The following is a 23,421-nucleotide window of genomic DNA, read 5'->3' on the forward strand; positions in this document are numbered from 1 at the left end:
AACATAAAAAAGAAATTAATTAATAAACAAGAAAGATATACAATGAAGAGTACTTTAAAAAAACTATTACCATTTGCAGTAGTAGGAGTAATTTCCGGAGCTACTACCGTTGGAGCCATACAATATTTAGGACACAACTCCAACAATGGAGATCAATCTTACTTCACAACGTCAGCACCTAATACTTCATTCGCAGGAATGAATACGGGAGCGGTAGGCGACGATTTTGTGAAAGCAGCCAAAACAACTGTTCCGGCTGTAGTTACCATCAAAAATTATCAAAGTAGAACAGCAAGCAGAGCTTCAGAACAGGATTTGTTCGACTTTTTCTTCGGAGATCCTTTCGGGGGAAGAGGCCAGGGCCAGCAGAGACAAAAGCAGCAACAGGCTCCAGACAATATGCCATCGGGAATGGGTTCAGGGGTCATCATCTCTCCGGACGGTTACATTATTTCCAATAACCACGTAGTGGCAGGTGCCAATAAGCTGGAGGTTGTATTGAGCAACAAAAAATCATATATCGCTACTTTGGTAGGAACTGACCCAAATACAGATATCTCCCTATTAAAGATTGAAGAAAAAGGTCTTCCTTACTTAAATTTTGCAAATTCTGACAATATTGATGTAGGACAATGGGTACTTGCGGTAGGAAATCCACTTGGATTAAACTCTACGGTAACAGCAGGTATTGTTTCTGCTAAAGGAAGAGGTATCGGAATCTTGGGAGGCCAAGGAAAAGCGACCAATCCTATTGAAAGCTTCATCCAGACAGATGCTGCGATCAATCCGGGTAACTCAGGAGGAGCTTTGGTGAATACAAATGGTGAGCTTATCGGGATCAACTCTGCAATCCAGTCTACTACAGGATATTATCAGGGATACGGATTTGCTGTTCCTTCAAACTTAGCCAGAAAAATTGTTGAGGATATCAAGAAATTCGGAATTGTACAGAGAGGATTCTTAGGTGTTCAGTCTCTGGACCTTTCAAATGACCAACTGGTAACTTCGTACAACAAACAATTCAAGACAAGTCTGAAAGTAGGTTCAGGAATTTACATTACAGGATTCGGTGAAAACAGCGGTGCTGAAGATGCAGGATTGAAAAAAGGAGATATTATTACTAAAGTAGACAACTACGATATCACAGACTTTGCTGATCTTTCAATGTCAATCGGAAGTAAACGTCCTGGTGATAAAGTTCAGGTAACGTATTCCAGAAATGGTAAAGACGGTACTACCACTGTAACACTTAGAGATCAGAAAGGAGGTACTTCTACGAGAACGAAAGCTGATCTGAGCGTAACTGAAAAAATCGGAGCTGAATTTGAGCCTCTTACAGAGCGTTTCAAAACAGAGTACGGACTAAATAGCGGTGTTGTTGCCAAAAGCGTATCTGAAGGCAGCGAAATGGCTAAAATCGGAATCGTAGACAACTATATCATCATTGAAGTAAACGGTAAGCCTGTGAATTCTCAGAAAGATGTAGAAAAGATACTGGATAAATACCAAGGAAATGTACAGGTGAAATTTGTAGATGACTACGGAAGAATTTATACAAAAGGATTTAAAATGCCTTAATCAGAAAACAAAATTAGTTTTTCATATCAACAAAAAACGCTGCAGAGATCTGCAGCGTTTTTTTTATTATTTATTTTATTTAGGCTTATTCATTTTTTCAGCAATCCTTTTCTGCTTGTTCCGCTCATAAATAACTTCTACAATCTTACCCCCAATCCAGGAAAACGGAAAGAACGTAAGGAAAATAGAAATCTTATAAAATGTAGGATGATAAGGAAATATAATCACATCCAGCATCGCAATAAAAAGCATAATAAAACCGATCAGAATAGCATAAGCTACTTTAGCATATTTAACGATGATAGCCGTTGCAACACCTCCAATAGTAGTTCCCAATCCGGAAATAAACAACAGAAAGCCAAAAAACGCCTGATCATCTTTCATGCTGAAAAGAAACCTTTGCCAATGCTCAAACGGAGCAAAAGCCTCAAAAGTAACCCATTGCGGAAAAGCTCTTATACCAAGAGTAATAATAAGTCCTGCAATACCAAGACCTACCAGAACCGCAATTGTATTTCTTATAAAATTCATTAATCCTGATGTGCGATCATAGAAATTTCGATATCCACATTTTTAGGCAAGCAAGAAACCTGTACTGTTTCACGAGCAGGATAGCTTTCTGAATCTAAGTAAGAAGCATAGATATCATTCATTACAGCAAAATCATCCATACTCTTAAGGAAGATGGTTGCTTTTACAACGTTTTTGAAAGTCATTCCGGCTTCAGTAAGAATTGCCTCAAGGTTTTTCATTACCTGATGCGTTTCTTTTTCAATTCCTTCTACCAATTTACCAGTTGCAGGATCTACAGGAATCTGTCCGGAGATATACAAAACTCCGTTTGCCATATTAGCTTGTGAATAAGGACCGATAGCTGCAGGTGCATTAACTGTGTTGATGATTTGTTTCATAGCGGATATTTATTTTTTTTCTAAGGTCATATGTCATCACTTTTGCCGGTATGAAATTTCGTCAGCAGTGATTTCATTAGAATTTATTTTGGTTGCAAATATAAAATTTATATTCTCAAATGCCAATCTGATATTAGAAAGGTGCATTAGGCTGAGTAAAGCTTCTGTCTTTGTACTTCAATGCGTCACTTAAGATATTGGCTTTTATCCCGATAAAGAAGTCATATACTTTATACTGTCCGAAAGGAACCCAGTTGAAATTGATTGTAAAACTTCTCTGATCCCTTGAAAAACCAATTCTTGTATATGCCAGTTCTTTAGTCACCATATCATAATGCGTACTTCCTGTGATATTCCAGAAAGGAGTCAGCTTAAGGCTTCCGTCTAATCCTATGGATGCAATTTTGTTGGCAAATCTGCTCAGTCCTTTTGAGTAGGCATAATTGGCACTGATGTTTAAAGTCCATGCCTGATCAAAGTGAGCGTAATGATCATCATCAAAATAATAATTTTCATTTCGGACCTCTCCTTTCGAGGAATATTTTTTAGCATAATCTGTTTTCTCTCCAAAAATTTCGCTGCTTAAAGGATAAGATAACTGAACATTGAATCCCTGTACACTGAAGTGGCCGAACTGTTCTGTTCTTACCCCAGTATCCTGACCGGAAGAGAAATCTATTTTATAAGGTTCCAGCGCAAGACTGGTATTTACCGTAAGTTTATTATTAAAGAATGAAGACTGTCCGTTGATTGAAAATACAGACCAAGGGTGATCATTAGCTGCAAAGTTGTAGCTTCCTGAAAGGTTTAAAGATTCAAATATCTTGATTTTTTTCACTCCTGTAGAATCACTCTTAGATTTTACTTTCATCTCGATATTGTTACCGATATTAAAACCTAAAGCGCCCTGCATTCCACTTGACGGACTTCCGATGATTCCTTTTTCAAAAATAGAGTAAGGAGTCAACGCTCCGGTTGCATTGTAATAATTTTTGTAATATCCGAAATTAGGACTTGAAAAATCCGGAGAATAAGTGAAGCTGACACTTGGAGTCATCATATGTCTTACCGCTTCTACCGCAGACCCTTTTTTAAATTTCATCATTCCGAAAAGTGTGGTCTGAAGACTGGCAGAAGTGGAGAAAGTAGAATATCCTGTAAAGTTTTTATTAATCTCATCAACCGTTACATTTTTTACCGGATCATAATATCTGTTCAGTGTTTTTGTTGTCAAAGCATTGTCGATATTGGCACTTAAACTGAAAGTGAAATATTTTGCCACTGTAGTATTGGTAGCTAATGCAATGTTGTTTTTAAGACCTGTCTGCATCTTGTCCCACATCTCTTTTTTAAACAGTTCGTTCTCCTGAGTATTAACGAAATTGGTAAGGTTGAAACCTGTATTCACAGTAATATTTTCAAGAAGCCCCTGTCTTATTCCTGTTCTTGATTTAAACAGATAAAATTGATTAATTGCTACGTTCATTTGTGGAAGACGAAGGTCTGCCAATCCCGTTGCAAAGTTTTGTGAATAAGAAGCCGTTCCTGTAATGGTAGCCGGAAGTTTCAGAAATCTTTTGGTAAGGGTTACCGTAGAGTTCTGCTGGGTATTCAAGACATTCTGGTTGAAAATATAGTTATTGTTAAGCGGGTTGTTGTAAAACTTTGTACTCACAATATCCACAGAAGCACTGAATGTAAGGAAAGGATTGGCTTTAGAATCCTGAGAGTGTGTCCAGTTGATTCTATAGGTACTGTTTTTAGTATAATCATCCAGACCTTTAATTCCTCTTACCATAGTTCCGATATCCGCTGTAAAGTTTCCGGAGTAACGGTACTTCTTCTGATAATTTACCTGAGGACGTAAATTCCAGCTTCCTTTGGTATAAATATCGGCCAAAACTTTAAGATCAAAATGTTCTCCAATTGGCTGGTAATACCCTATCCCGTTTAGGAAAAACCCTACATCTTCCCTTTCCCCGAAACTTGGAATCAGGATACCGGCAGCTCTTTTATCTGAAAACGGTAAAATAGCAAACGGAAGATAAAGAGGTGTAGGAACCTGCTCGATAAACATCTGAATAGGTCCTGTAACGATTTGGGATTTGGCTTTGGTTTTAATCAGCTTAATATTGTAAGCTCTCATAAAATAATCCGCAGCGGTATCTTTTTTCTTAATGAAATAATCATCTGTTGTATAATCCGCTTTTCTCATCGCGAATACGGAGTCGTTATATTTTTTTGTCTTCTGCGCTATAATTACCCCTTCACTTTCTTCTGTTCTTGCATTGAAAGCGATGGCTTGTTTGGTTTTTGTGTTATAGCTGAATTCGTTGGTTTCGTATTTTTTCCCGGCCTGTGTGGTAATTACCGGTTCAATGATTTTCCCTAAAGAGTCTTGTTTTCCTCTGGCATAGATCAGATTTTTATTATCATCTATGGAAATATAGTCTGCATCAATCTGCATATCCTGATACTTCACCTGAGCGTTTTTGTTCAGAAAAGTCATCTTTTTGGGGATATCTCTTCTCTGATCATCAGCTTTTGTGCGAAGAACATCATCCAAAGTTTCTTTTTTTACAACTATGGTATCCTTTTTGGAAATAGTATCATTAACCGCATTTTTAGGCAATTTTTCAGGAGTTTTCTGTGCTAAAAAATTGTTAAAAATTAGGATAATTAAAATTTGTAATATATTTTTGAGGACGGTTTTGGCCAATTTTATTATATATAATTAAGGCCCAAAATTAATATAATTTTTATAACTGTAAGATGCACAAACAAAATTTTAAAATAATTTTATCATTTCTCCTTATCCTTACCAGCAACTTTATTTTCTCTCAGAAGAAGTTTACTATCGTTCTGGATGCGGGACACGGAGGAAGTGATCATGGGGCCAACAGGACCTATTCCGATATTGGAAGAGTAGCGGAAAAAGACATTACACTTGCCATTACTTTAAAAGTAGGCGCAATGTTAGAAAAAAACAGAGACTTCAAAGTAATATATACCCGTAAGATTGACGAGTACCCTTCTCTATCTGACAGGACCAATCTGGCCAACAGGAGCAAAGCAGATCTTTTTGTATCCATTCACTGTAATTCTTCCCAAAGACCTACAGCTTATGGTACAGAAACATATGTACAGGGACCTAACCAGAATAACGAAAATCTTGAGGTAGCCAAAAGGGAAAATGACGTGATCTTTCTGGATGAAAAAGATAAGCAGACCTTCGGATCTTACAATCCTGATTCTCCGGAGTCATTAATTGCCTTAAAACTTCAACAGAGCAAATATCTGGAGTCCAGTCTTCTTTTGGGAGGGTTGGTAGAAGATAACTTTGTAAATAAAGACAAGCGTTCTTCAAGAGGTGTTTTCCAAAAGAACCTTCACGTTCTCCGTATGAATGCCATGCCATCTGTACTGATAGAAACCGGTTTCATCAATCATCCTGAGGAAAGCCATTATATTGCTTCAGACAAAGGACAGACTGAAATTGCAGAAAGTATTTACAACGCTATTATTGATTATAAAAAAGCAGTTGACAGAAAATCGGGAGGTTCTTTCTCTGTAAAAAAACCAGAACCGGAAAAACCAGCAGAAGTTCCTTTGAAGAATGATTTCAGAATCTTATTGATGAGTTCACCTACGAAATACAATGAAAATGATCCGGCTCTTAAGGGACTGAATTACATCCTTACTCTTAAGGAGAACGGACAATACAAGTATTATTATGCTGTGACCAATATGGCCTCTGTAAAAGATATTAATCTTAAGACAGCTAAGGATGCTGGCTTTAGAAATGCTTTTGCTGTAGGATTTATGCCTAATCAAAGGATTAACATGGGCTATTATACAATAGAGCTATACTCTGGAGATAAACTGAACGGTAATTCTTACATCCTTCAGAACCTGAAAGATGTGGAAAGAGAGAAAGACAATGGCGTTTTTTATTATACCTATGGAAAAGTATACACGTTAGAAGATGCGGCTAAGCTTCAAAAGGAACTTGAAGCTAAAGGTATCAAAAACACGGTGATACAAAAAGTGTATAAATAATTAAAAAAAATAATTTTGAAGTTAAAAAGTTAATGATTACTTTTGCAACCTCAAAATTTGGCCTATTCGTCTAGTGGTCAGGACTCAAGATTTTCATTCTTGCAACAGGGGTTCGATTCCCCTATAGGCTACAAACTCATAAACCTTTAACGAATCCGTTAAAGGTTTTTTTATGGTTTATGTTCTGCTGTATTTTACTTTTAAAATCAGCTTGGTTATTTTTGAGAATACTTTTAAGATTAATATTCTCCGGTTTTTTATAATGGTTTGAAGAAATTATCAGGAATTATAACATTCTAACAACCTGAAAACGACTATTCTTATAATATAGAGTGTTTACTTTTAGCGCAAATATTCATTCTATTTACGTTATATCCTACAAAAGCATTATATTTGCAAAAATTTTTAACCATAATTGTTCACACAAATATGGTAACACTGATGAAAAATATTATTGATAAATCATTGTTTGTAGTTTTCTACAGGCTATCAAATTTTATATCATGCCGGATTTAAAAATACAAGAAGCGAAATTGCTTTTTAAGAAAATCCACTCTAACCCAAAAAGTTATGATTTACAAATCAATGAAGACGGGATTACAGGCAAAGATGATAAAATCAGTTTCAGACTTTACAGGACTGGAGAAAGGGTTGCTTTTGAGGTAACAATTGACGGACTCACTTTCACCAATACCACTGGAGAATGGAACAATGCATTGATCATGCTGGGAAATACGATCAAAAAATTAGAAAAAGAACAAGAAAATTTAAAAATAGAACAAGCAATAGATAAGCTTAGAAAGTACCTTTCAGAAGAAAATTAAAATTTTTGAAAATAAATTTGGTAGTTTTAAAAAAAGTTTATAGTTTTGCACTCACATTTAAACGATATGGCAAATCATAAATCAGCACTAAAGAGAATCAGACAAAACGAAACTAGAAGACTTCGTAACAGATATTACCACAAGACTGCTAGAACAGCTTTAAAAGCTTTAAGAAATGAAGAGAACAAAGCTGCTGCTACAGAACAACTGCCAAAAGTTATCGCTTTATTGGATAAATTAGCTAAGAAAAATATTATCCACAAGAACAAAGCTGCTAACTTGAAAAGCAAATTGACAAAGCACGTTAATAAATTAGCGTAAAAATATAGCTGGCCCGTTCGTCTATCGGTTAGGACCTCAGATTTTCATTCTGGTAAGAGGGGTTCGATTCCCCTACGGGCTACTTACATCTTATAAGACCACTGTAACAACGGTGGTTTTATAAAGATCACAGTAGAAAAAAGCTATATTAAAATAAATCTAACCGGCCCGTTCGTCTATCGGTTAGGACCTCAGATTTTCATTCTGGTAAGAGGGGTTCGATTCCCCTACGGGCTACAAGATTAAGAGTTGATACTTATAAAAACAAAAGCTAACACATTATTTCGGTAATGGAAGATAGAGGGCCCGTTCGTCTATCGGTTAGGACCTCAGATTTTCATTCTGGTAAGAGGGGTTCGATTCCCCTACGGGCTACAAAAGGACTTTTTCGGAAGTCCTTTTTCGTTTTTTATACTTACTATTCAGACAATCTTTATCCGACAATATCTTATTCTTTTTATCATCGGAACTTCTGAATCACTGCACTACCCTCTCATTTTGGGAATCCTTCATTGAATTACACCTGACAATTTCAATAAGAGCTGTTCTTCAATTATTACATGTAACTCTTATAAAATCCAAACAATCCATATCCTGTGTTCCCCCCATAACAGAGGTATATTAAATTTCATTAAAAATATCACCAATTATAGAAATATTATTTTTTACTTGCTCTTTTAATCCTTAAATTTGGCTAAAACTATTACACTAAAATAAATAACATGAAAATTAATTTACTATTGGGAAACCGATTCTCTTTTAAGGCTGGGTTAATGGCCTTATTTCTATTTTCAGCCAGCACATTCTCTTTTGCTCAAAACAGAATTTATGCGCATGCTCAAAGCTCTGGTGTATTTGGAGTAGCATGCCTGGAATGCCGTATTGATAATCCTTTAAATGCGGTTGGGTATAACGAAGATGACTATTCAACAATGGTATTAGGAACAGCTTTGTTAGGAGGAATTCAGCAAACACTGATCTTCCCAGACCTTAGATCAGACACAAGGCTGGTGGTAGGAATTGGGACAGACAACATTCCATTATCTGTGCAATTATTAAGCGGAGTAACTCTTGAAACTATGAATGGGGGTACTTCTAATGACGACCGCAGAACGATAGATGTAAGCCTTCTTAAACTGGGAGCAATACCCAACAGAGGTACAGTAGAATTCAAGCCGGCAAAACCTTATGACGGGATAAGAATAGGATTAACTGGAGGTGTATTAAGTCTGGGCGGAGGATTCAGAATTTATTATGCTTACCAGGACCCACTGATCAACATAATGGCTCACAGTCAAAACGGTCAGGTTACTCTTGAAGGAAATGTTCCTGTAGAAGGCTCAGAAGTCACCTTATACAATACTTCCGGAAAAGAAGTATTCCGTTCAACTTTAAAATCAAACACTTTTGAACCAAGACAGTCTGAAGGTATTTATATTATGAATGTACAAACTAAAGAAGGAAAAACATATTCAAGAAAAATTTTAATAAAATAATTAAATAAGCGATAGAATAAATGTGGCAGAAATTTTAGCTGCCGCATTTTTTTACATTCATTTTCAGAGAAGTACGAAAAACAATTCATTAAATAAAAACAAATCCATAATCATAAATATCAACAAATCATTAACAAATCACATAAATATGAAATAAAATAAGCAACATAATCATTTTATTTATAAATTTACAAAAAACTAAAATCCAAAATTTTTCTACATATGAAAACTTATTTATTACTTGGCCAACGCACAATGAAAGCTGCAGTTTTGGCATCATTCCTATTTTTAACAGGCACAATGTCTTTTGCACAGATTGTGAAAACCTATGCAAGCAGCCAAACCAATCAGGTATTGGGAGTATGCTTAGGTTGCGGAGTATTGAATCCTCAAAATGCAGTAGGAAGTAACGAAACTGACTACTCTACGATCCAGGTCTCAGTAGGTCTTTTGGCAAGAACGGAACAGACTTTGATTTTCTCAACGACCAATATCGCCAACAACACCAATAAGCTTGTTATTGGAATTGGTTCAAACGGTACTCCACTATCCGCTCAGGTATTGGGAAGTGTATCGATTGAAACATTTAATGGTGATGTGTCTAACAATGACTCTCAAAGTCTTAACAATAATATCATCAACCTTGGAGCCGGAGATCCCAGCAAAGGTGAAATTGAACTTACCATGAATATTCCTTTTGACCGTGTCAAGATCAATGTGAATTCAGGGCTACTGAGTCTTGGCGGAGAACTTAGAGTATACTATGGTTATCAGTACAAAGATCCGTTCATCAATTTCATGGCTCACAGTGAGAATGGGCAGTTTACTCTTGACAAAAATATTTCTGCACAAGGTTCGGAGGTTACTCTTACCAATACTTCAGGAAAAGAAGTATTCCGTTCCAAGCTGACATCAAATACATTTGAAACAAAGCAGCCACAAGGAGTATATATCATGAACCTTACTACAAAAGAAGGTAAAACTTATTCTAAAAAGGTGATCATCAAATAAGAAAGATTCATAACAAATCAAACCCGGCAAGCTTTTCAAGCTTGCCGGGTTTTTTTAGGAGTAATGTAGTCCTGTTTATACTAAAATATATCTTTCATTTCATTAAAAAACCCTAACCAAAAACGGCCAGGGTTATATTAACAAGATTTGCTATCTAAAATAGTCTTAGTTTTTAATTACTTTTTGCTGATATACCGCTTTATCTGTAACTGCTTTCAGAATATAAATACCTTTTGGAAGTGTACTTACATTGATTTGCCCGTTGTTCAGCTGTACATTAACCATTCTTCCTGAGGCATCATACATAGAAACATTCTGGATTTTCTCCTGAGTTTTAAGGGTAAGGATGTCGGTAACCGGATTCGGGTAAATACCGAATTCAAGTTTCTTCACCTCAGCGGTTGCTAAAGTAGCCCCTAAACTGTTTACGCTCACCGTTTTTTCAACCAGTTTACCATTTGAATTAAAACTGATTACAATATCAGACGTTCCTGAAACAAGCGGAGTCAAAATCAATTCATCATTGTCATTAATTACTGCAGAAACTGCTGTAGGATTACTGTTTAATTTGATAGATTTCACAACCGAAACAGCCATATTGTCTGCATCAGAAACTATTGTTTTCAGATCAATTGTGGTAGTACCTGCGGCTGTAAGCTGTGAAGGTAAAGTATTGCTTACGACAGGAACAGAATTATTGGTAAATACCGTCAATGAAGGAAACCAATAGTAATCATTTAAGGTTTTTGTATTGATAAGAGTTCCGCTCATATTATAAGTATGAATCCAGTTTTTCTGGTAGTGTGCCCCATATCCGCTTTCTGTTGTATTCAGAACAAGTTCACCGGTAATAGGATTTACACGAAGAGCTGCACCATAAGGAATTTGCTTAAACTGTCCTGTCTGTCCCGGAATTGCAGCAAAGTTTTCGTTAAATGTTTTTGCTGTAACATCAAATCTTACAATCTGCGTTCCTGAACTCCAGCTGCTGATTGAATTGATCCAGTATAAAGCATTTTCTTTATTACTTGCTGTAAATCTTCCTGCATTCCATGCTCCCCAGTCACCAATATATTTAGTAGTCGGAATATTATATACCTGTGTTGCAAAAGTAGTAGGATTGATGTTGATCAGCTTCTGATCCTGAATTCCCCATACACTTCCGTCTTTAGCCTGTACCACTGAGTAGAAACCTCCGGCAATCGTACTAATCACGGTATCTGTATTAGGATTAATGACTAAGATCCCTACACCTTGCTTCACTGCAAACACATATTGTGAAGTACGGATCATGTTTCCAATCTGGCCGTTACCACCTGTTCCGGTAATCAAAGAACCAACCTGCAAGTTATCTATGTTGAAAAGAACAATTCCGGTAGAAGTTCCAATATACCCTTTATGCTCGTTTACTCCTACAAATGACCTTCCATCGCCGCCACCGATAGTATTAAAGCCGGCAATTTTCTGCATGGTCTGCGCATTGGCAACCACAAGTCTTCCACCAGGAGTATACTGAGTATCTCCCCCATCAGCTGCCTGTTTTGATACGAAATAAAATTTATCTCCATAGATGGTTCCATATTGTGTAGTTGCACCGAAAGCCTGGTTGTTGTTTGCGTTACTGTATACACGGTAATTGATCTGACCGTTATTGTCAATAAAATTTACAGAACCATTGGTGTGACCGAACCATTCTTCATTTACCATGAAATATCCGTTGGTAAAGTTGTTGGAAGCCACATAAGGAGAAACGGGAGTGACAGTAGAGGAGACAGGTGTTTGATTGAAGCCTACATTAAAATTCCATACATCCCAAGAACCGTTTTCCAATACACGTGAAGAAGCTCCAACGCTAGAATATCCGAAATCAGCATCTGCAGGATTCTTTACCCAATAAGACCAATATCCGTTAACTGTCCAGCCAGACTGCCAGTGATCGTTAGCCGCATCTACGATGGTATAACTGTCAAAATCATAAGCTGTAGTGTTAACAAAACCATTCACCGGATATAATGGATACGTGGTATTTCCACTTTTGATCAGTGCATTGGTACCTTGACCGTTTAGGTCAAAGCCTATTCCTCCAACCGCTGAACCAAATTGTGTTCCTTGATACAGCAATGTGTAAAGCCTGTGGTCTGCTTTAGCAATAGCTTTCAGCATGTCTTCTCCTGTAGCATTTCCGTCCCACTTAAAACCCCAAACCATTGCATCAGGGTTTTTGCTGTCGTTCCACTGTACTACAAAAGCAGCCTGATTGGCTCCCGATCCTACCCAATACTGAATATCAGAAAAACTGATTGTAGTGGTATTAAGATTGCTGACCCCTGAAATATCATTTCTGGGTACGCCCTGAACTTTTATCTGTGCATTTGATAAGCATGCAAACAGAAAAAGCATCATAAAAAGATAAAACTTTTTCATTTTTATTAATTTAAATAGATTGAATTATTATTTGAAATGTAAATCGTAAGCTCCTGCCACTTCTGTAGAAACTTCACCCAGCCAGCCAGCTTCCTGATTGACTCCTGTGTATATTTTCATAAAATCTACCCCAGGAAGTTTTACATATTTTCCGTTTCTGTCTACAGCCCACGAAATATCAATATTAGAAGCTTCATCATTATTCGGAGCATTATCCGCATATCCGAAATCATATGATTTTCCTACCCAATATGATCCGTCCCCGTTCTGATCATAAAAATTGTTTGCCAGTCTTGTTCCTGAAAAGCCGTAAGAACTATCGGTAAACCATAAAGGATAATAGCTTTGAGCGTGGAAAGTATTTTTTGTTTTAAAACCCTGATTCCCCAGATTGTCATTCCATTTGATATATTCTACATCGGTCTGCCAGAATTCAGTTCCGGCTACAGGTGTTTTATTTTCATCAGGCTTATGATATGTTATGCTGTAATCTTTTACGGTTGCATTTTTGAAGTATTCGCTGCCTGCAATTTCGTACCATTCATCATTATCAGGTTTACCGTTTTTGTTTCTATCGTAGGCTACCATAATGATTCCCGGTTCACAAGAGCCGGAACGCTGATCACTGGCATCATTTCCAAAGAATGCATTTCCTAATATTTTAAAATCTCTACCATTCAGATTGGGAATAGTGTGATCAAAACCGAAAGTAACATATCCGCCATATCCTCCAAGACTAATCATAGTAGAATTCCCTCCCACTAATGACTCATTTGCTTTCTGAAGCATATTTGCAGCAGTATTTCCAGGTAAATACTCGGGGATTTCATTCATAAATTGTCCTACAGCGGGACGGAATTCCAATACTTTAGCGATATATTTACTGTAAGGTGTTTTTTCTTTGGTAACGATGATTTTAGAATGATAAACCTGTTCGTTTCCTTTATTATTAATCTTTAAGGTCAGCGGATAAGCATCTGCCGTTGGGCTTATAAATTCAAGTTCCGAATTTTGTGAGATGATGGAATCATTGATACTCCATGTGACAGATCCTGAAGCATTGGTAGGAATACTCAAAACCTTAAAACGTTCAATGGAATAAGAATCATCAAGCCCGTTAAACGTAAATTCATCTTCATCATCATGCTTACAGGCTATTACACCTATCAGGAAACATGATAAAACTCCGATTTTTAAATAAGTAAAGGTCTTTCTGTTCATTTCTTAAAGTTTGATTATTTGTATAAAAAAGTGAAGTGGGCAGGGATATTTCCACCCTCTGTTTTCCATTTAAAATGTCCGTTTTTATCAAAACAATACACAAATCCCAGGGAAACATAATTTCTGGCATCTGTCATATAGATATCTTCTGTAATGGGGTTTACAGCAATTCCGTAAGGGGTTTTAATTGCAGTTTCATATTCTTTGTCAAAAATTCTGTTGGCAATGATCTGCTCTGTTTTTACATCAATGATTCCAAAGCTCTTTTTATAGCTATGGGTATTATAATTGAATTCGTTTCCGTAGAAATAAAGCTTATCATTAACGATTGTCATTTCGCTCACTGCGAGATGGAAATCTTTTTTAACGATCCCCGTTGCTGCATCTATAAGATATAAGCTGGAAGGAATGTTGTAATAATCTCCTCTTGAGCTTACGTACAGATCACCATAATTGTCTTTTTTAATGTGGTGAAGATTGATTGCAACATTTAGCTTTTGAATTTCAGTAAAAGTATTCAGATCGATAACAGAGACTGTATTATCATAATCGGGAGCTTTGTATCCTCCGGAATTGGCAACAAATAGTTTATTTCCTACAATTTCCATTTCTTCCGGCTGATATCCTACTACCACTTCACGCTGGATAGAAAGAGAAGTGGTATCAATCTCCACTACTTTTCCTTTGGGTGCTTTTGGATTAATCGCTACCGGTCCTGCATAGCTGCTGGCGTAAGCTTTTCCATCTTTAAAGGTTAAATAACGACAGTTCTGTAACGGAATAGAAGTAATACGTTTAGCCGTTTTGGCATCCAATACCTCAATTTTATTGGAAACATTGACTACAATATACAGTTTACTCCCGTAGACTTTGATATCATTTCCTACATCTCCCAGTTCTTTTACCACATTTGGGTTAATTTCTGCATAGATGTTCCTGTAATAGGTTCCTTTGGTATAATCAAAAAAATCCAGTGTACATTTGTTGCTTCCCATATTTCCTTCATTCAGCATGTAGAAACCTTTTATTGCTGTATTTTCTGAAGGAAGTCCTTCCACTACTTCCTGACGGACGATTATTTCATCGGTACGGCACGAGGTAAGAAAACCTAAGACAAGAAATAGAAAATAAAAATTTAGTTTTCTCATAAGGTGAAGTTTAGAATAAGTTTAAAGTTTCTTCCCGGCATCGGATAGTTGATCACTACATCATAATATTGGTTGAAAATATTATTCATCTCAAGGCTTACTTTAAATTGGTGATTCGCCCAATTAAATTTTTTCTGAACAGACAGATCATGGGTATACCACGGCTGTACATAATTGTATTGAATGTTATCCTGATTCACATCGTAACGTTTTCCCACATACATCGCGCTGTAATTGAAACTCCAGTCTTTATAATCGGCCATTAATGCAAATGATCCGCTATGCCATGGTGTGTAAGGAATCTGATTTTTGTAAAATGTATCTTCCGGATCTGTCATATCCCTTGCACTTTGATAGGTATAGGAAAGCAATGGTCTTAATTTTACTTTTCCCAACTGCATTTCTGCCTGAACATTCACATCAGCACCTATGATTTCAACCAATCCAAGGTTCATCATCAGCCAACGGAACATACTTCCGTTAGGAGCTGCGACGATTTTATCCTGCACTTTGTTGTAATAACCGTCTACTTTAGCATAAAAGGATTTAAAGAAGTGATTATTATAATTTTTCTGGTATGTAAATCCTACATCATACTGATTGGTAAATTCCGGTTTCAGGTAAGTATTTCCGATATTGGTATAATACAGATCATTAAAAGTAGGCAGTCTGAAAATCCTCTTATAGAAAGCTCTGAGGGTAAGCTCAGGAATGATTTCAGGCTGGTAGCTCATGAATACTGCTGGTGTCCATTCTCTGCTGTCTCCCGGTCTTTTATTTTTTCTAACTTCTTCAAAAGTAAAAGTTCCTAAAAGGCTTCCCAGAATCTTGAACCTGTTCCACTGGTAAGTTGTTGCTAAAGCGACTAATGTAGTATAGCGGGTAGGATAAGAAAAGTTATCCAAATTAGCATCCAGATTATTATACTGAAAATCTCCGCTCAGACTGACATCCCAATTGGGCGTGATAGAATATATATTGGATGAAGAAAGATAAACTTCTCTTTGGATATAGACATTATCCGTATACATAATAGATTGCGAACGAACTGTATCCATAAAATGGGTGTAATCATAAGCAAATTTTGCTTTCAGCTGTGTTTCAAACTTCGGGAAGAGTTTTTTTCGCAGATTGGCCTGTATAAAATAATTTTCATCTGAAAGTCTTGCTCCTCTTCCACCAAAACGTCCGTTCACAATAGGTGCCGGCATTCCGCGGTCTGAAATATAACCATACCCTCTGATATTCCAGCTTCCGTTATTTAAAGTTCCATTTAACGAAGTTTCAAAACGTTTTGCTTTAATATCTGAATCCTGTCTTTTTGCAATCGTATCATAAGCCTGCTGTCCATCTGGATATTTTTTGGCATACCGAAATCTGTAAATTCCGTCACTTTGCATAAATTCTGCGCTGAAACTTGCAGCAACCCTGTCTGATATTTTCTGTTCCAATCGGAATGACGGATTAAAAAGGTCAATGGAAGCACTTTTTGCTCTTATCACAAGATTGGTTTTTCTTGTTCCTTTAAATACAGGTGTTTTAGGCTGTAAATAGATAGATCCCGAAGAACCAAAATCTTTTGCAGGCTGAAAAATTTCACTTTTCTGACCATTGTATAATGATATCTCTTCAAGATCATCCAAAGAATATCTTCCCAGATCTACCAGTCCGTTCTGTGCATTTCCTAATTGAATTCCATCATAGAAAACACCTACATGCTGGCTTCCGAGACTTCGGACATTAATAGTTTTCAGTCCACCTATACCGCCATAGTCTTTGATCTGAACTCCGGAAAAATATCGTAAAGCATCTGCTACAGAATGGCTGTTCAGTCTCTCCAGCTGCTCGCCCTGTAAGGTTTGTGCCGGAAGAATTTCTTTAAAATTCTTTTTGTACAAACTGATTGCCTTAATGGATTCTTCCTTTAGGGTGTCGTTTTTCTTCTTTTGAGAATATAAAAGTTGAGATGTGATCACCAAAATTGTGAAAACAGCTTTATGAAATGCAGAAGTAATTAGTTTTGCCGCCATTAGCTCATTTAGGATAATGAAGACGCTAATGGATATAAGAAAACAACGACAAAGCACAGCTGTAACTGCACAGAATCATTGATGTCCTAAGCTTTATTCCACGAAAGCGTCAAACGATTATTGTCTGGCAGGTCTTCTGACTTACTCCATTTTTGAAATCCTTCCCATTAAAAAACAGTGGATATATTTTTCAAAAACTTTGGTGCGGAGCTTACAGCAGCGGGTCTGTTCCGGATTTCCACCGGATTCCCTTTTAAGAGCTTTTTATGGCTCACCAAATTTCGGCAAAGATAAAAAATTATTCTTAACCCCCAATTAAAATCATGATTCATAAATAATTAAAGCTCCCGAGGGAGCTTTAATATGATTACAAAGGGGTTTCTATTTTAAATTCCAATATTCAGGAAAATACTGAACCTGGATTTTGCTTCGATATCGCCCCCCGCCAAATGAGTATACATAGGAAGCATGAGTTCACTTCCCAGACTCAGTTTTTTATAAGAAGCTTCAAACCCAAGCTTCCCATACAATGCGCTTCCGGCAGTATTCGGCAGCGCTTCATCAAATTGTTTATTCTGAGCATACACTTCTCCCTGAACTCCGGTTTTTACGGAAAATATAGATTTTTCAGTTCCTGCAACCTGATAAAACCCAGTAGCAGCATAGTTCCACTGGTTTCCAAAATGGTAATTTTTCTTATTCTCTGTTTTGATGGTATAGTCTGTATTGACCAATACAGCCACTTTATTTTTCTGAAACTTATAATTCAAAGCTGCCTGATAATCCCAGCTTCCCGTTCCCAACTGAAAACTTGGATTGACACCGGACACTCCTTTTTCATCAAACTTTCCCAAAGGAATTTTCACTCCCAAACCTCCACTCAAATGATGAAAATTATCCCTGGAACTCATCAGCTGGTAAATTCCCATCAGGTTCAGATCTCCTATTCCATTGATTTTGATATCTCCCTGCATGGTTTTCTTTTCATGAAAATGAAATGGCAGACTTGCATATACACTCAGTTTTTCAGTCAATGGAATTTTCCCCCAAAGCTGTAGGGTATTAAAATACTGATCCTGCGTAAGGTCTTTTACAAATAAGTTTTCTTTTGCTTTGTAATGCTGGGCAAAGTATTTGATTCCGATAAACTGTGGATTCAATAAAGATTCAAAGCCTGAAGATCCGTTACCGGCAGCACAGCCACAGGCATCACAATCATCATCAAAATCAAATCTACTGAAGCTGTCCGGAGCAATATAAATACTGTCTTTAATAGTCTTCGCCTGATACTGCCCAAACAGAATCAAACTTAATATTACGATAATCTTCTTCATGTTTTCTATAAATTATTCTGCAAATTTTGGGTTGGATATAAAACTTTTGTCTGATAATGTTTTCAGGAAAGCAATGATTGACTGTTTTTCCTGACTGTTCATAGCAATTCCTGTATGACCATTCTGTTTTAACTGAGGATCAAGATTCGCATTATCTTCCACCTGATCTGAATAGAAATTGAGTACAGCGTCTAAGGTGTAAAACCTTCCGTCATGCATATAAGGTGCTGTATATTCTACGTTTCTCAAACTCGGAACACGGAATTTCATCCAATCTACCTGATTAAGTGTAACTCTGTAACGTCCGGCATCTTTGAACTCTGTGTTATAATACATTCCTGTATTACGGAAACTTTCATCGGTAAATAATTCTCCGCTATGGCAAGAGGCACATTTCTGTCCGAACAAAGCCATTCCCTGAGATTCTGTTGAAGTAAACTGCTCTTTTCCCTGCCTGAACCTGTCATATTTTGAATCTGACGAAATTAAAGAAGCCATAAACTGGGACAGCGCTTTTAAAATTCTTTCTCCGGTAATGGTTTCATCTCCGTAAGCTTCCCTGAAAAGTTTTTTATATTTCTGATCGTCTTTTATTTTTGAAATGGCTTCCGGTATAGAACTGTCCATTTCATTAACATCTGTAATAGGGCTTATCGGTTGTTCATTGAGGTTATGAATGACTCCGTCCCACATATATCTTTTCAAAAAAGCCATATTCTGAATGGGCGGCGCATTTCTGATTCCTATTCTGTCATCCACGCCATGGCTTACAGTGTGCCCGTGATGGGTGAAAGCATTTTCCTGAATATGACAGAAGCCGCATGAAATGGTATTATTTCGGGAAAGTCTTCCTTCATAGAATAATTTTCTCCCTAACTCTACTCCGTTTTTGGTTACCGGATTGACTGATTTATCGAAAGTCATTTCCGGAAAATAAGAAGGAAACTGCAGATTATATGCTTCATCTTTTTCCAGTGGCTGAATCACCTCATCAGAGCAGGAAATACAGCTCATAATCAATACAAGCAGAACCAAGATCCTTTTAATAAGAAAATTAATCATTATGAACATGGTCTACTTTAAACATTTTTGTAAGGTTATTGGTAACGTCTACCAGATGCTGGTTTGAGCCCATCAGCATATCATTAGATGTAGTAAGGGTAAGCGCCTTATCTCCACTCAAAAACTGATTCAGATCCGCAAGAATATGAACAGAAGGACGAATCTGTCCCGTCACTCTTGCTGTTGTCGGAAGATTCAATGTGATTTCACGATAAAGATCAGGGGTATTATTTTCTGTAGTATTTCCCATATTTCCTGTGTGATTCATAAATTCCTTAGATGGAGAATCTGTTCCGTATTTTCCTTCCAGTTTTACAAAAATATAACCGGCAGCCCATGACCACGTCAATCCTTTCTGCTTGGCTTTTGTCCAGAATTCAGCCTGTCCGTCCTGTCCCAGTAAGTAAGCTTTCTGGCTGATTCCCAATCCGAATTTTATTTTCTTATAATTGTTTTTCGGAATACCATCCAGATTAAGGTATATAATTCCGGCTACAGCATCCGCCTGATCTACAATGAAAGCGCCTTTATCAGGATTGTTTTCATTGTATTTAAATTCATTTCCATTCTCGTCTACCAGTGAGATATTACTGATGACATATTTTAAAGCTGAAAAATTATGTTTTTGTCCTTGAGAAGAAGTCTGAAGTGTCTGATTTAAAACAATATCTCCTACATTATTAAATCCGTTTTCAAATTTGATCTGAAGTTTTCCGGGTGTGGTATCCTGTGGATTATCGTCATCCCTGCTGCTTTCGCAGGATACAAAAGAGAATAAAGTAAAGGCAATAAAGAATAGTGATAAAAATTTATAAATTTTCATTGTTGATTTTTTAAGTTGAATGATAATTGTTGAATGTGAAAACATTCTTTTTTTACCACAAAAGGCACAAAAGTTCTTACACTTAAGGTATATCAAGTGGTAAGTTTTATGCACAATAAGAACACTTACGCTTTTTTATTTATCTATGCTTTTGTGACTTTTGTGGTTGAATAGTGATCGTTTAACTTAAAAAACCGGCGGTTTGAAAATATGAGTCAGAAACAGAAAAGAATAGCCTGTTTCGTAAATAAAGTTGAAATTGAAAAACGGACGTTTTTCAGTAGTCATGATCTCTGCTGTTTCAGGCAGAATATAGGTATCAAGGATTTTCTGTCCTGAATTTTTAATTTTCTGAAAAGGTGTAGATTCTGAATCATTGGTTTTGGCCAGTTCTTTACTCAGATAACATTTTCCATTACAGTGTACCTCAGGTCTTGTTTTATTAATACAAAGAACTTTGGCTATATAATCATAATTTACAGCATACTCTACCAATGGCACCAAAGGTCTTAGCACCATATAAAAAGTAAAAAGTATGCTGTAAAATAATTTCATATGATTATTTTTTGCTTAAAGCTTCATCATATCTTCTGCTGATCTCTTTCCAGTTGGTAACATTCCAGATAGCGGTAAGATAATCTGCTCTTTTATTCTGATATTTTAAATAATAAGCGTGTTCCCAGACATCAATTCCGAAGATGGGAGTTCCTTTTTCTTCTACAACATCCATCAAAGGATTGTCCTGGTTTGGAGTAGAAGAAACGAACAATTTTCCATTTTTATCCACGGAAAGCCATGCCCATCCTGATCCAAAACGGTCTGCTCCTGCTTTAGCCATTTTTTCTTTAAAAGCGTCCATGCTTCCGAAAGTTTCAGTGATGGCTTTTACCAATTTTGCAGAAGGTTGTGTATTTTTCTGAGGAGTAAGAACCGTCCAGAATAATTCGTGATTGTAATGTCCTCCGGCATTATTTCTTACTGCAGCAGGCAGTTTTGAAGCATTGGAAAGAATCTGAAACAACGTTTCTTTTTCCTGTGGAGTTCCTGCAATAGCTTTATTCAGGTTTGCCACGTATGCTGCAGCGTGTTTTGAATAATGAATTTCCATCGTTTGGGCATCAATATTCCCTTCGAGAGCATTATAAGCATATGGCAAAGGAGTTTGTTTAAACTGAGCCAATGCAAACTGAGCCGCGAAAACTGCACTTAAAGCAGCTATTTTCAAAATCTTCATAACGTTTTTGTTTATGGTTGAACAATGTTTTCTATTAAGTAGGGAGATGGAGGATGGAAGTAATGAATGTTATAACATAACTCCTTCAACTTTTATTTACTTTTACAGTTATATCAAAAATTGCCAAATCTTCATCGTCTGGAATAACTTCCAGCTTCCAACTTCACTCTCCCAGCCTCCCTATTTCAATAATTTTTTAATATCCTCAATCAGAATTTCTCTGTCGGGATGATATTTTCCTGTCAGCATAGGCGTTTTACCTTCAGGGTCTCCGTAATTCAAACCTGAATAATAAAGGATCGGTATATTTTCTTTGTTGTATCTGCATCGGATATTTCCATCCTGATCTACCAGCGCAATCATCCCGCTGTGGTTCAGACTTTCTCCTTCATCTTCTTTATCGCCAACGTAGATATTAAATTTATCAGCAAGATCACCAATGTAAGTACGGTCTCCGGTCAGGAAATGCCAGTTCGGAGATTTTGCTCCTATTCTTTGGGCATGTTCTTTCAACGCTGCAGGTGTATCGTTTTCCGGATCAATACTGATGGAGATAATTCCGAAAGCGGGATCGTTGATCTGATTCTGAATAGCCTTCATATTGGTATTCATTACAGGACATATGGTGGGACATTTGCTGAAGAAAAACTCTACCAGATATACCTTTCCCAACATGTCTCTATTGGTGATTTTTTTATTGTTTTGATCCGTCAGTTCAAAATCGGGAACTTTCATCACGGTATAAAGGTTCTTTTTAAAATATCCCATTCCTACCCCGATTCCCAGAAAAAGCAATGCAAATAACGCGATTGGTATAATTACCTTACTTTTATTATTGGTTTTTTTATTTTTGGGCATATTTCTCAGGGCTTTTTTTGAATTCATCTTTACAGTAAACACTGCAAAAACCATACGTTTTATTTTTATATACCGCTGTATCTTTAAGAGATCCGGCAGTTTTCATGTGGCAGATAGGATCTTCTTCATTTACAACCAGTACATTTTCTATTTTCTTTCCGGAAGAATCCATGTGGCTTGCATGCTTTACCTGAGGGGCTTCCTTGGTACATGACAACAATGATATTGACAGCACAGCAGTCAAAATAATGAGAGATTTCATTTTGATGTTAATTGAAATTAATAAGGTTAAATAAGGTTGTGATGCAAAGTACCAATCTAAAATTCATGAACAGTAAACCTTAAAAACACAGGACGTCCGAAAGAGAAATCATGTATTTTTTACAACTTACAATTATTGATTTTAATTGTCCAGCATTTTAACCGCTTTTTAATGAAAATGCTAACACTTTCATTTCATAAACTAAAAATATAGTTGAAAATAAAATTAAGCTAAAGGAGGATGGAATATCCTGGAAAAGTATTCCGAAGAATGAGAATTAAAATAACTTGAATCCGGAACTTTAGTCAATAATTCAGAATTCTGCTGAGATGAAAAAGAAAAGATATCATGAGAAATAAAAACATCTAATCCCGCAATCTTTACTGTTTGAGAGCTATTGGACTGTTTTTCTGTTTTTGCAAGTTCTTTTTCCACATAGCATTTTCCTTTACAGGTAGACTGTGGTACATTTCTTTTCTCACAAAGGTTTTTCACAATATAACCATAGTTCACAGCATAATTTACCAATGGCAAAACGGGACGTATTGCAACGGTAAAAATGATGAATATGGAAATGAATAACCTCAACGTTTTAGTTCTCTGTTACAAATATACTACTTCAAAATTGTTTTATAATAGATTTATGATGAATGTCATTGTGATTGTATACTGTTACCTACAAAAATTACAAAACTGTGCCTGTCACCAGTATAATTTTATCCCGAACTTTGAGTAACATTTTAGATCTAAGTGAAAAATTTAGTTCTTTATATACAATTTAATCTTGTTGATAAAAGCTCTGCTGATGTTTTTGGCAGAGCTTTT

General features: G+C 36.5%; 21 protein-coding genes, 4 tRNA genes and 1 riboswitch. Of the genes, 10 read left to right on the top strand and 15 right to left on the bottom strand.

Translation table 11 applies throughout. The features are described from left to right. Positions 1-42: 42 nt before the first annotated feature. Positions 43-1,578: a trypsin-like peptidase domain-containing protein gene (locus FW780_RS12675; RefSeq protein WP_149833934.1), complete on the top strand. Its 1,536-nt coding sequence runs from the start codon at positions 43-45 to the stop codon at positions 1,576-1,578. Between the two features lie 75 nt (positions 1,579-1,653). Here the strand turns inward: FW780_RS12675 and FW780_RS12680 are convergent, their stop codons facing one another. From FW780_RS12680 to FW780_RS12690, 3 genes are all read right to left on the bottom strand, one after another. Beyond that, entirely contained in the window at positions 1,654-2,109 is a 456-nt protein-coding gene (locus tag FW780_RS12680; RefSeq protein WP_149387729.1) for a hypothetical protein, read from the bottom strand. Next, positions 2,109-2,489 carry a RidA family protein gene (locus FW780_RS12685; protein WP_034694591.1) on the bottom strand — a complete coding sequence of 127 codons (381 nt, stop codon included), beginning with the start codon at positions 2,487-2,489 and terminating at the stop codon, positions 2,109-2,111. Before FW780_RS12685 ends, FW780_RS12680 begins: the two co-directional genes overlap by 1 nt. A 133-nt stretch (positions 2,490-2,622) precedes the next feature. Continuing rightward, on the bottom strand, positions 2,623-5,208 hold the full coding sequence (locus FW780_RS12690) for a putative LPS assembly protein LptD (RefSeq protein WP_149833935.1): 2,586 nt from the start codon (positions 5,206-5,208) through the stop codon (positions 2,623-2,625). 53 nt (positions 5,209-5,261) lie between these two features. Here FW780_RS12690 and FW780_RS12695 point away from each other — a divergent pair, with 53 nt between their 5' ends. The 9 genes from FW780_RS12695 (at position 5,262) to FW780_RS12735 (ending at position 10,200) form a co-directional block, all read left to right on the top strand. Further along, positions 5,262-6,548, top strand: a complete 1,287-nt coding sequence (locus FW780_RS12695; RefSeq protein WP_174774457.1) for an N-acetylmuramoyl-L-alanine amidase family protein — start codon at positions 5,262-5,264, stop codon at positions 6,546-6,548. A 59-nt stretch (positions 6,549-6,607) separates the two neighbouring features. Next, positions 6,608-6,679, top strand: a tRNA-Glu gene (locus FW780_RS12700). A 372-nt stretch (positions 6,680-7,051) separates the two neighbouring features. After that, entirely contained in the window at positions 7,052-7,372 is a 321-nt protein-coding gene (locus tag FW780_RS12705) for a hypothetical protein (protein WP_149833936.1), read from the top strand. Positions 7,373-7,438: 66 nt separating this feature from the next. Then, a complete protein-coding gene (rpsT, locus tag FW780_RS12710) occupies positions 7,439-7,693 on the top strand; it encodes a 30S ribosomal protein S20 (RefSeq protein WP_002983073.1) in 255 nt (84 codons plus the stop codon). A 10-nt stretch (positions 7,694-7,703) separates the two neighbouring features. Further along, positions 7,704-7,775: transfer RNA gene (locus FW780_RS12715), tRNA-Glu, on the top strand. Between the two features lie 83 nt (positions 7,776-7,858). Next, a tRNA-Glu gene (locus tag FW780_RS12720) sits at positions 7,859-7,930 on the top strand. A 66-nt stretch (positions 7,931-7,996) separates the two neighbouring features. Then, positions 7,997-8,068 (top strand) — tRNA-Glu (locus tag FW780_RS12725). Between the two features lie 347 nt (positions 8,069-8,415). Continuing rightward, the gene (locus FW780_RS12730; RefSeq protein WP_149833937.1) at positions 8,416-9,189 is read left to right on the top strand and encodes a T9SS type A sorting domain-containing protein; all 774 of its coding nucleotides are present in this window, start codon (positions 8,416-8,418) and stop codon (positions 9,187-9,189) included. A gap of 222 nt (positions 9,190-9,411) precedes the next feature. Further along, positions 9,412-10,200 (top strand): T9SS type A sorting domain-containing protein, encoded by a 789-nt coding sequence (locus FW780_RS12735; RefSeq protein ID WP_149833938.1) that lies wholly within the window; start codon positions 9,412-9,414, stop codon positions 10,198-10,200. Between the two features lie 165 nt (positions 10,201-10,365). On the opposite strand, the gene FW780_RS12740 is transcribed toward FW780_RS12735, so the two are convergent. The 12 genes from FW780_RS12740 to FW780_RS12795 form a co-directional block, all read right to left on the bottom strand. Beyond that, on the bottom strand, positions 10,366-12,624 hold the full coding sequence (locus FW780_RS12740) for a DUF5074 domain-containing protein (RefSeq protein WP_149833939.1): 2,259 nt from the start codon (positions 12,622-12,624) through the stop codon (positions 10,366-10,368). 27 nt (positions 12,625-12,651) lie between these two features. Next, positions 12,652-13,845: a cell surface protein gene (locus FW780_RS12745; RefSeq protein ID WP_149833940.1), complete on the bottom strand. Its 1,194-nt coding sequence runs from the start codon at positions 13,843-13,845 to the stop codon at positions 12,652-12,654. A gap of 14 nt (positions 13,846-13,859) precedes the next feature. Beyond that, positions 13,860-14,993 (bottom strand): YncE family protein, encoded by a 1,134-nt coding sequence (locus FW780_RS12750; RefSeq protein ID WP_149833941.1) that lies wholly within the window; start codon positions 14,991-14,993, stop codon positions 13,860-13,862. Then, the gene (locus FW780_RS12755; protein ID WP_149833942.1) at positions 14,990-17,023 is read right to left on the bottom strand and encodes a TonB-dependent receptor plug domain-containing protein; all 2,034 of its coding nucleotides are present in this window, start codon (positions 17,021-17,023) and stop codon (positions 14,990-14,992) included. Before FW780_RS12755 ends, FW780_RS12750 begins: the two co-directional genes overlap by 4 nt. A gap of 109 nt (positions 17,024-17,132) precedes the next feature. Beyond that, positions 17,133-17,317: riboswitch (cobalamin riboswitch) on the bottom strand. A 92-nt stretch (positions 17,318-17,409) separates the two neighbouring features. Further along, the gene (locus FW780_RS12760) at positions 17,410-18,357 is read right to left on the bottom strand and encodes a transporter (RefSeq protein ID WP_149833943.1); all 948 of its coding nucleotides are present in this window, start codon (positions 18,355-18,357) and stop codon (positions 17,410-17,412) included. Between the two features lie 12 nt (positions 18,358-18,369). Beyond that, on the bottom strand, positions 18,370-19,419 hold the full coding sequence (locus FW780_RS12765) for a cytochrome-c peroxidase (RefSeq protein ID WP_167510707.1): 1,050 nt from the start codon (positions 19,417-19,419) through the stop codon (positions 18,370-18,372). Next, positions 19,412-20,242: an MbnP family protein gene (locus tag FW780_RS12770; RefSeq protein WP_149833945.1), complete on the bottom strand. Its 831-nt coding sequence runs from the start codon at positions 20,240-20,242 to the stop codon at positions 19,412-19,414. Before FW780_RS12770 ends, FW780_RS12765 begins: the two co-directional genes overlap by 8 nt. Before the next feature lie 186 nt (positions 20,243-20,428). Then, positions 20,429-20,797 carry a hypothetical protein gene (locus FW780_RS12775; protein WP_241676904.1) on the bottom strand — a complete coding sequence of 123 codons (369 nt, stop codon included), beginning with the start codon at positions 20,795-20,797 and terminating at the stop codon, positions 20,429-20,431. A gap of 4 nt (positions 20,798-20,801) precedes the next feature. After that, on the bottom strand, positions 20,802-21,476 hold the full coding sequence (locus FW780_RS12780) for a superoxide dismutase (RefSeq protein WP_149833946.1): 675 nt from the start codon (positions 21,474-21,476) through the stop codon (positions 20,802-20,804). 180 nt (positions 21,477-21,656) lie between these two features. Further along, on the bottom strand, positions 21,657-22,334 hold the full coding sequence (locus FW780_RS12785; RefSeq protein ID WP_174774458.1) for an SCO family protein: 678 nt from the start codon (positions 22,332-22,334) through the stop codon (positions 21,657-21,659). Continuing rightward, a complete protein-coding gene (locus tag FW780_RS22575) occupies positions 22,321-22,596 on the bottom strand; it encodes a YHS domain-containing protein (RefSeq protein WP_174774459.1) in 276 nt (91 codons plus the stop codon). Before FW780_RS22575 ends, FW780_RS12785 begins: the two co-directional genes overlap by 14 nt. 225 nt (positions 22,597-22,821) lie before the next feature. After that, positions 22,822-23,184, bottom strand: a complete 363-nt coding sequence (locus FW780_RS12795) for a hypothetical protein (RefSeq protein ID WP_149833947.1) — start codon at positions 23,182-23,184, stop codon at positions 22,822-22,824. Positions 23,185-23,421: the final 237 nt, after the last annotated feature.

It is taken from the genome of Chryseobacterium sediminis, assembly GCF_008386505.1.
Classification (GTDB): Bacteria; Bacteroidota; Bacteroidia; order Flavobacteriales; family Weeksellaceae; genus Chryseobacterium; species Chryseobacterium sediminis.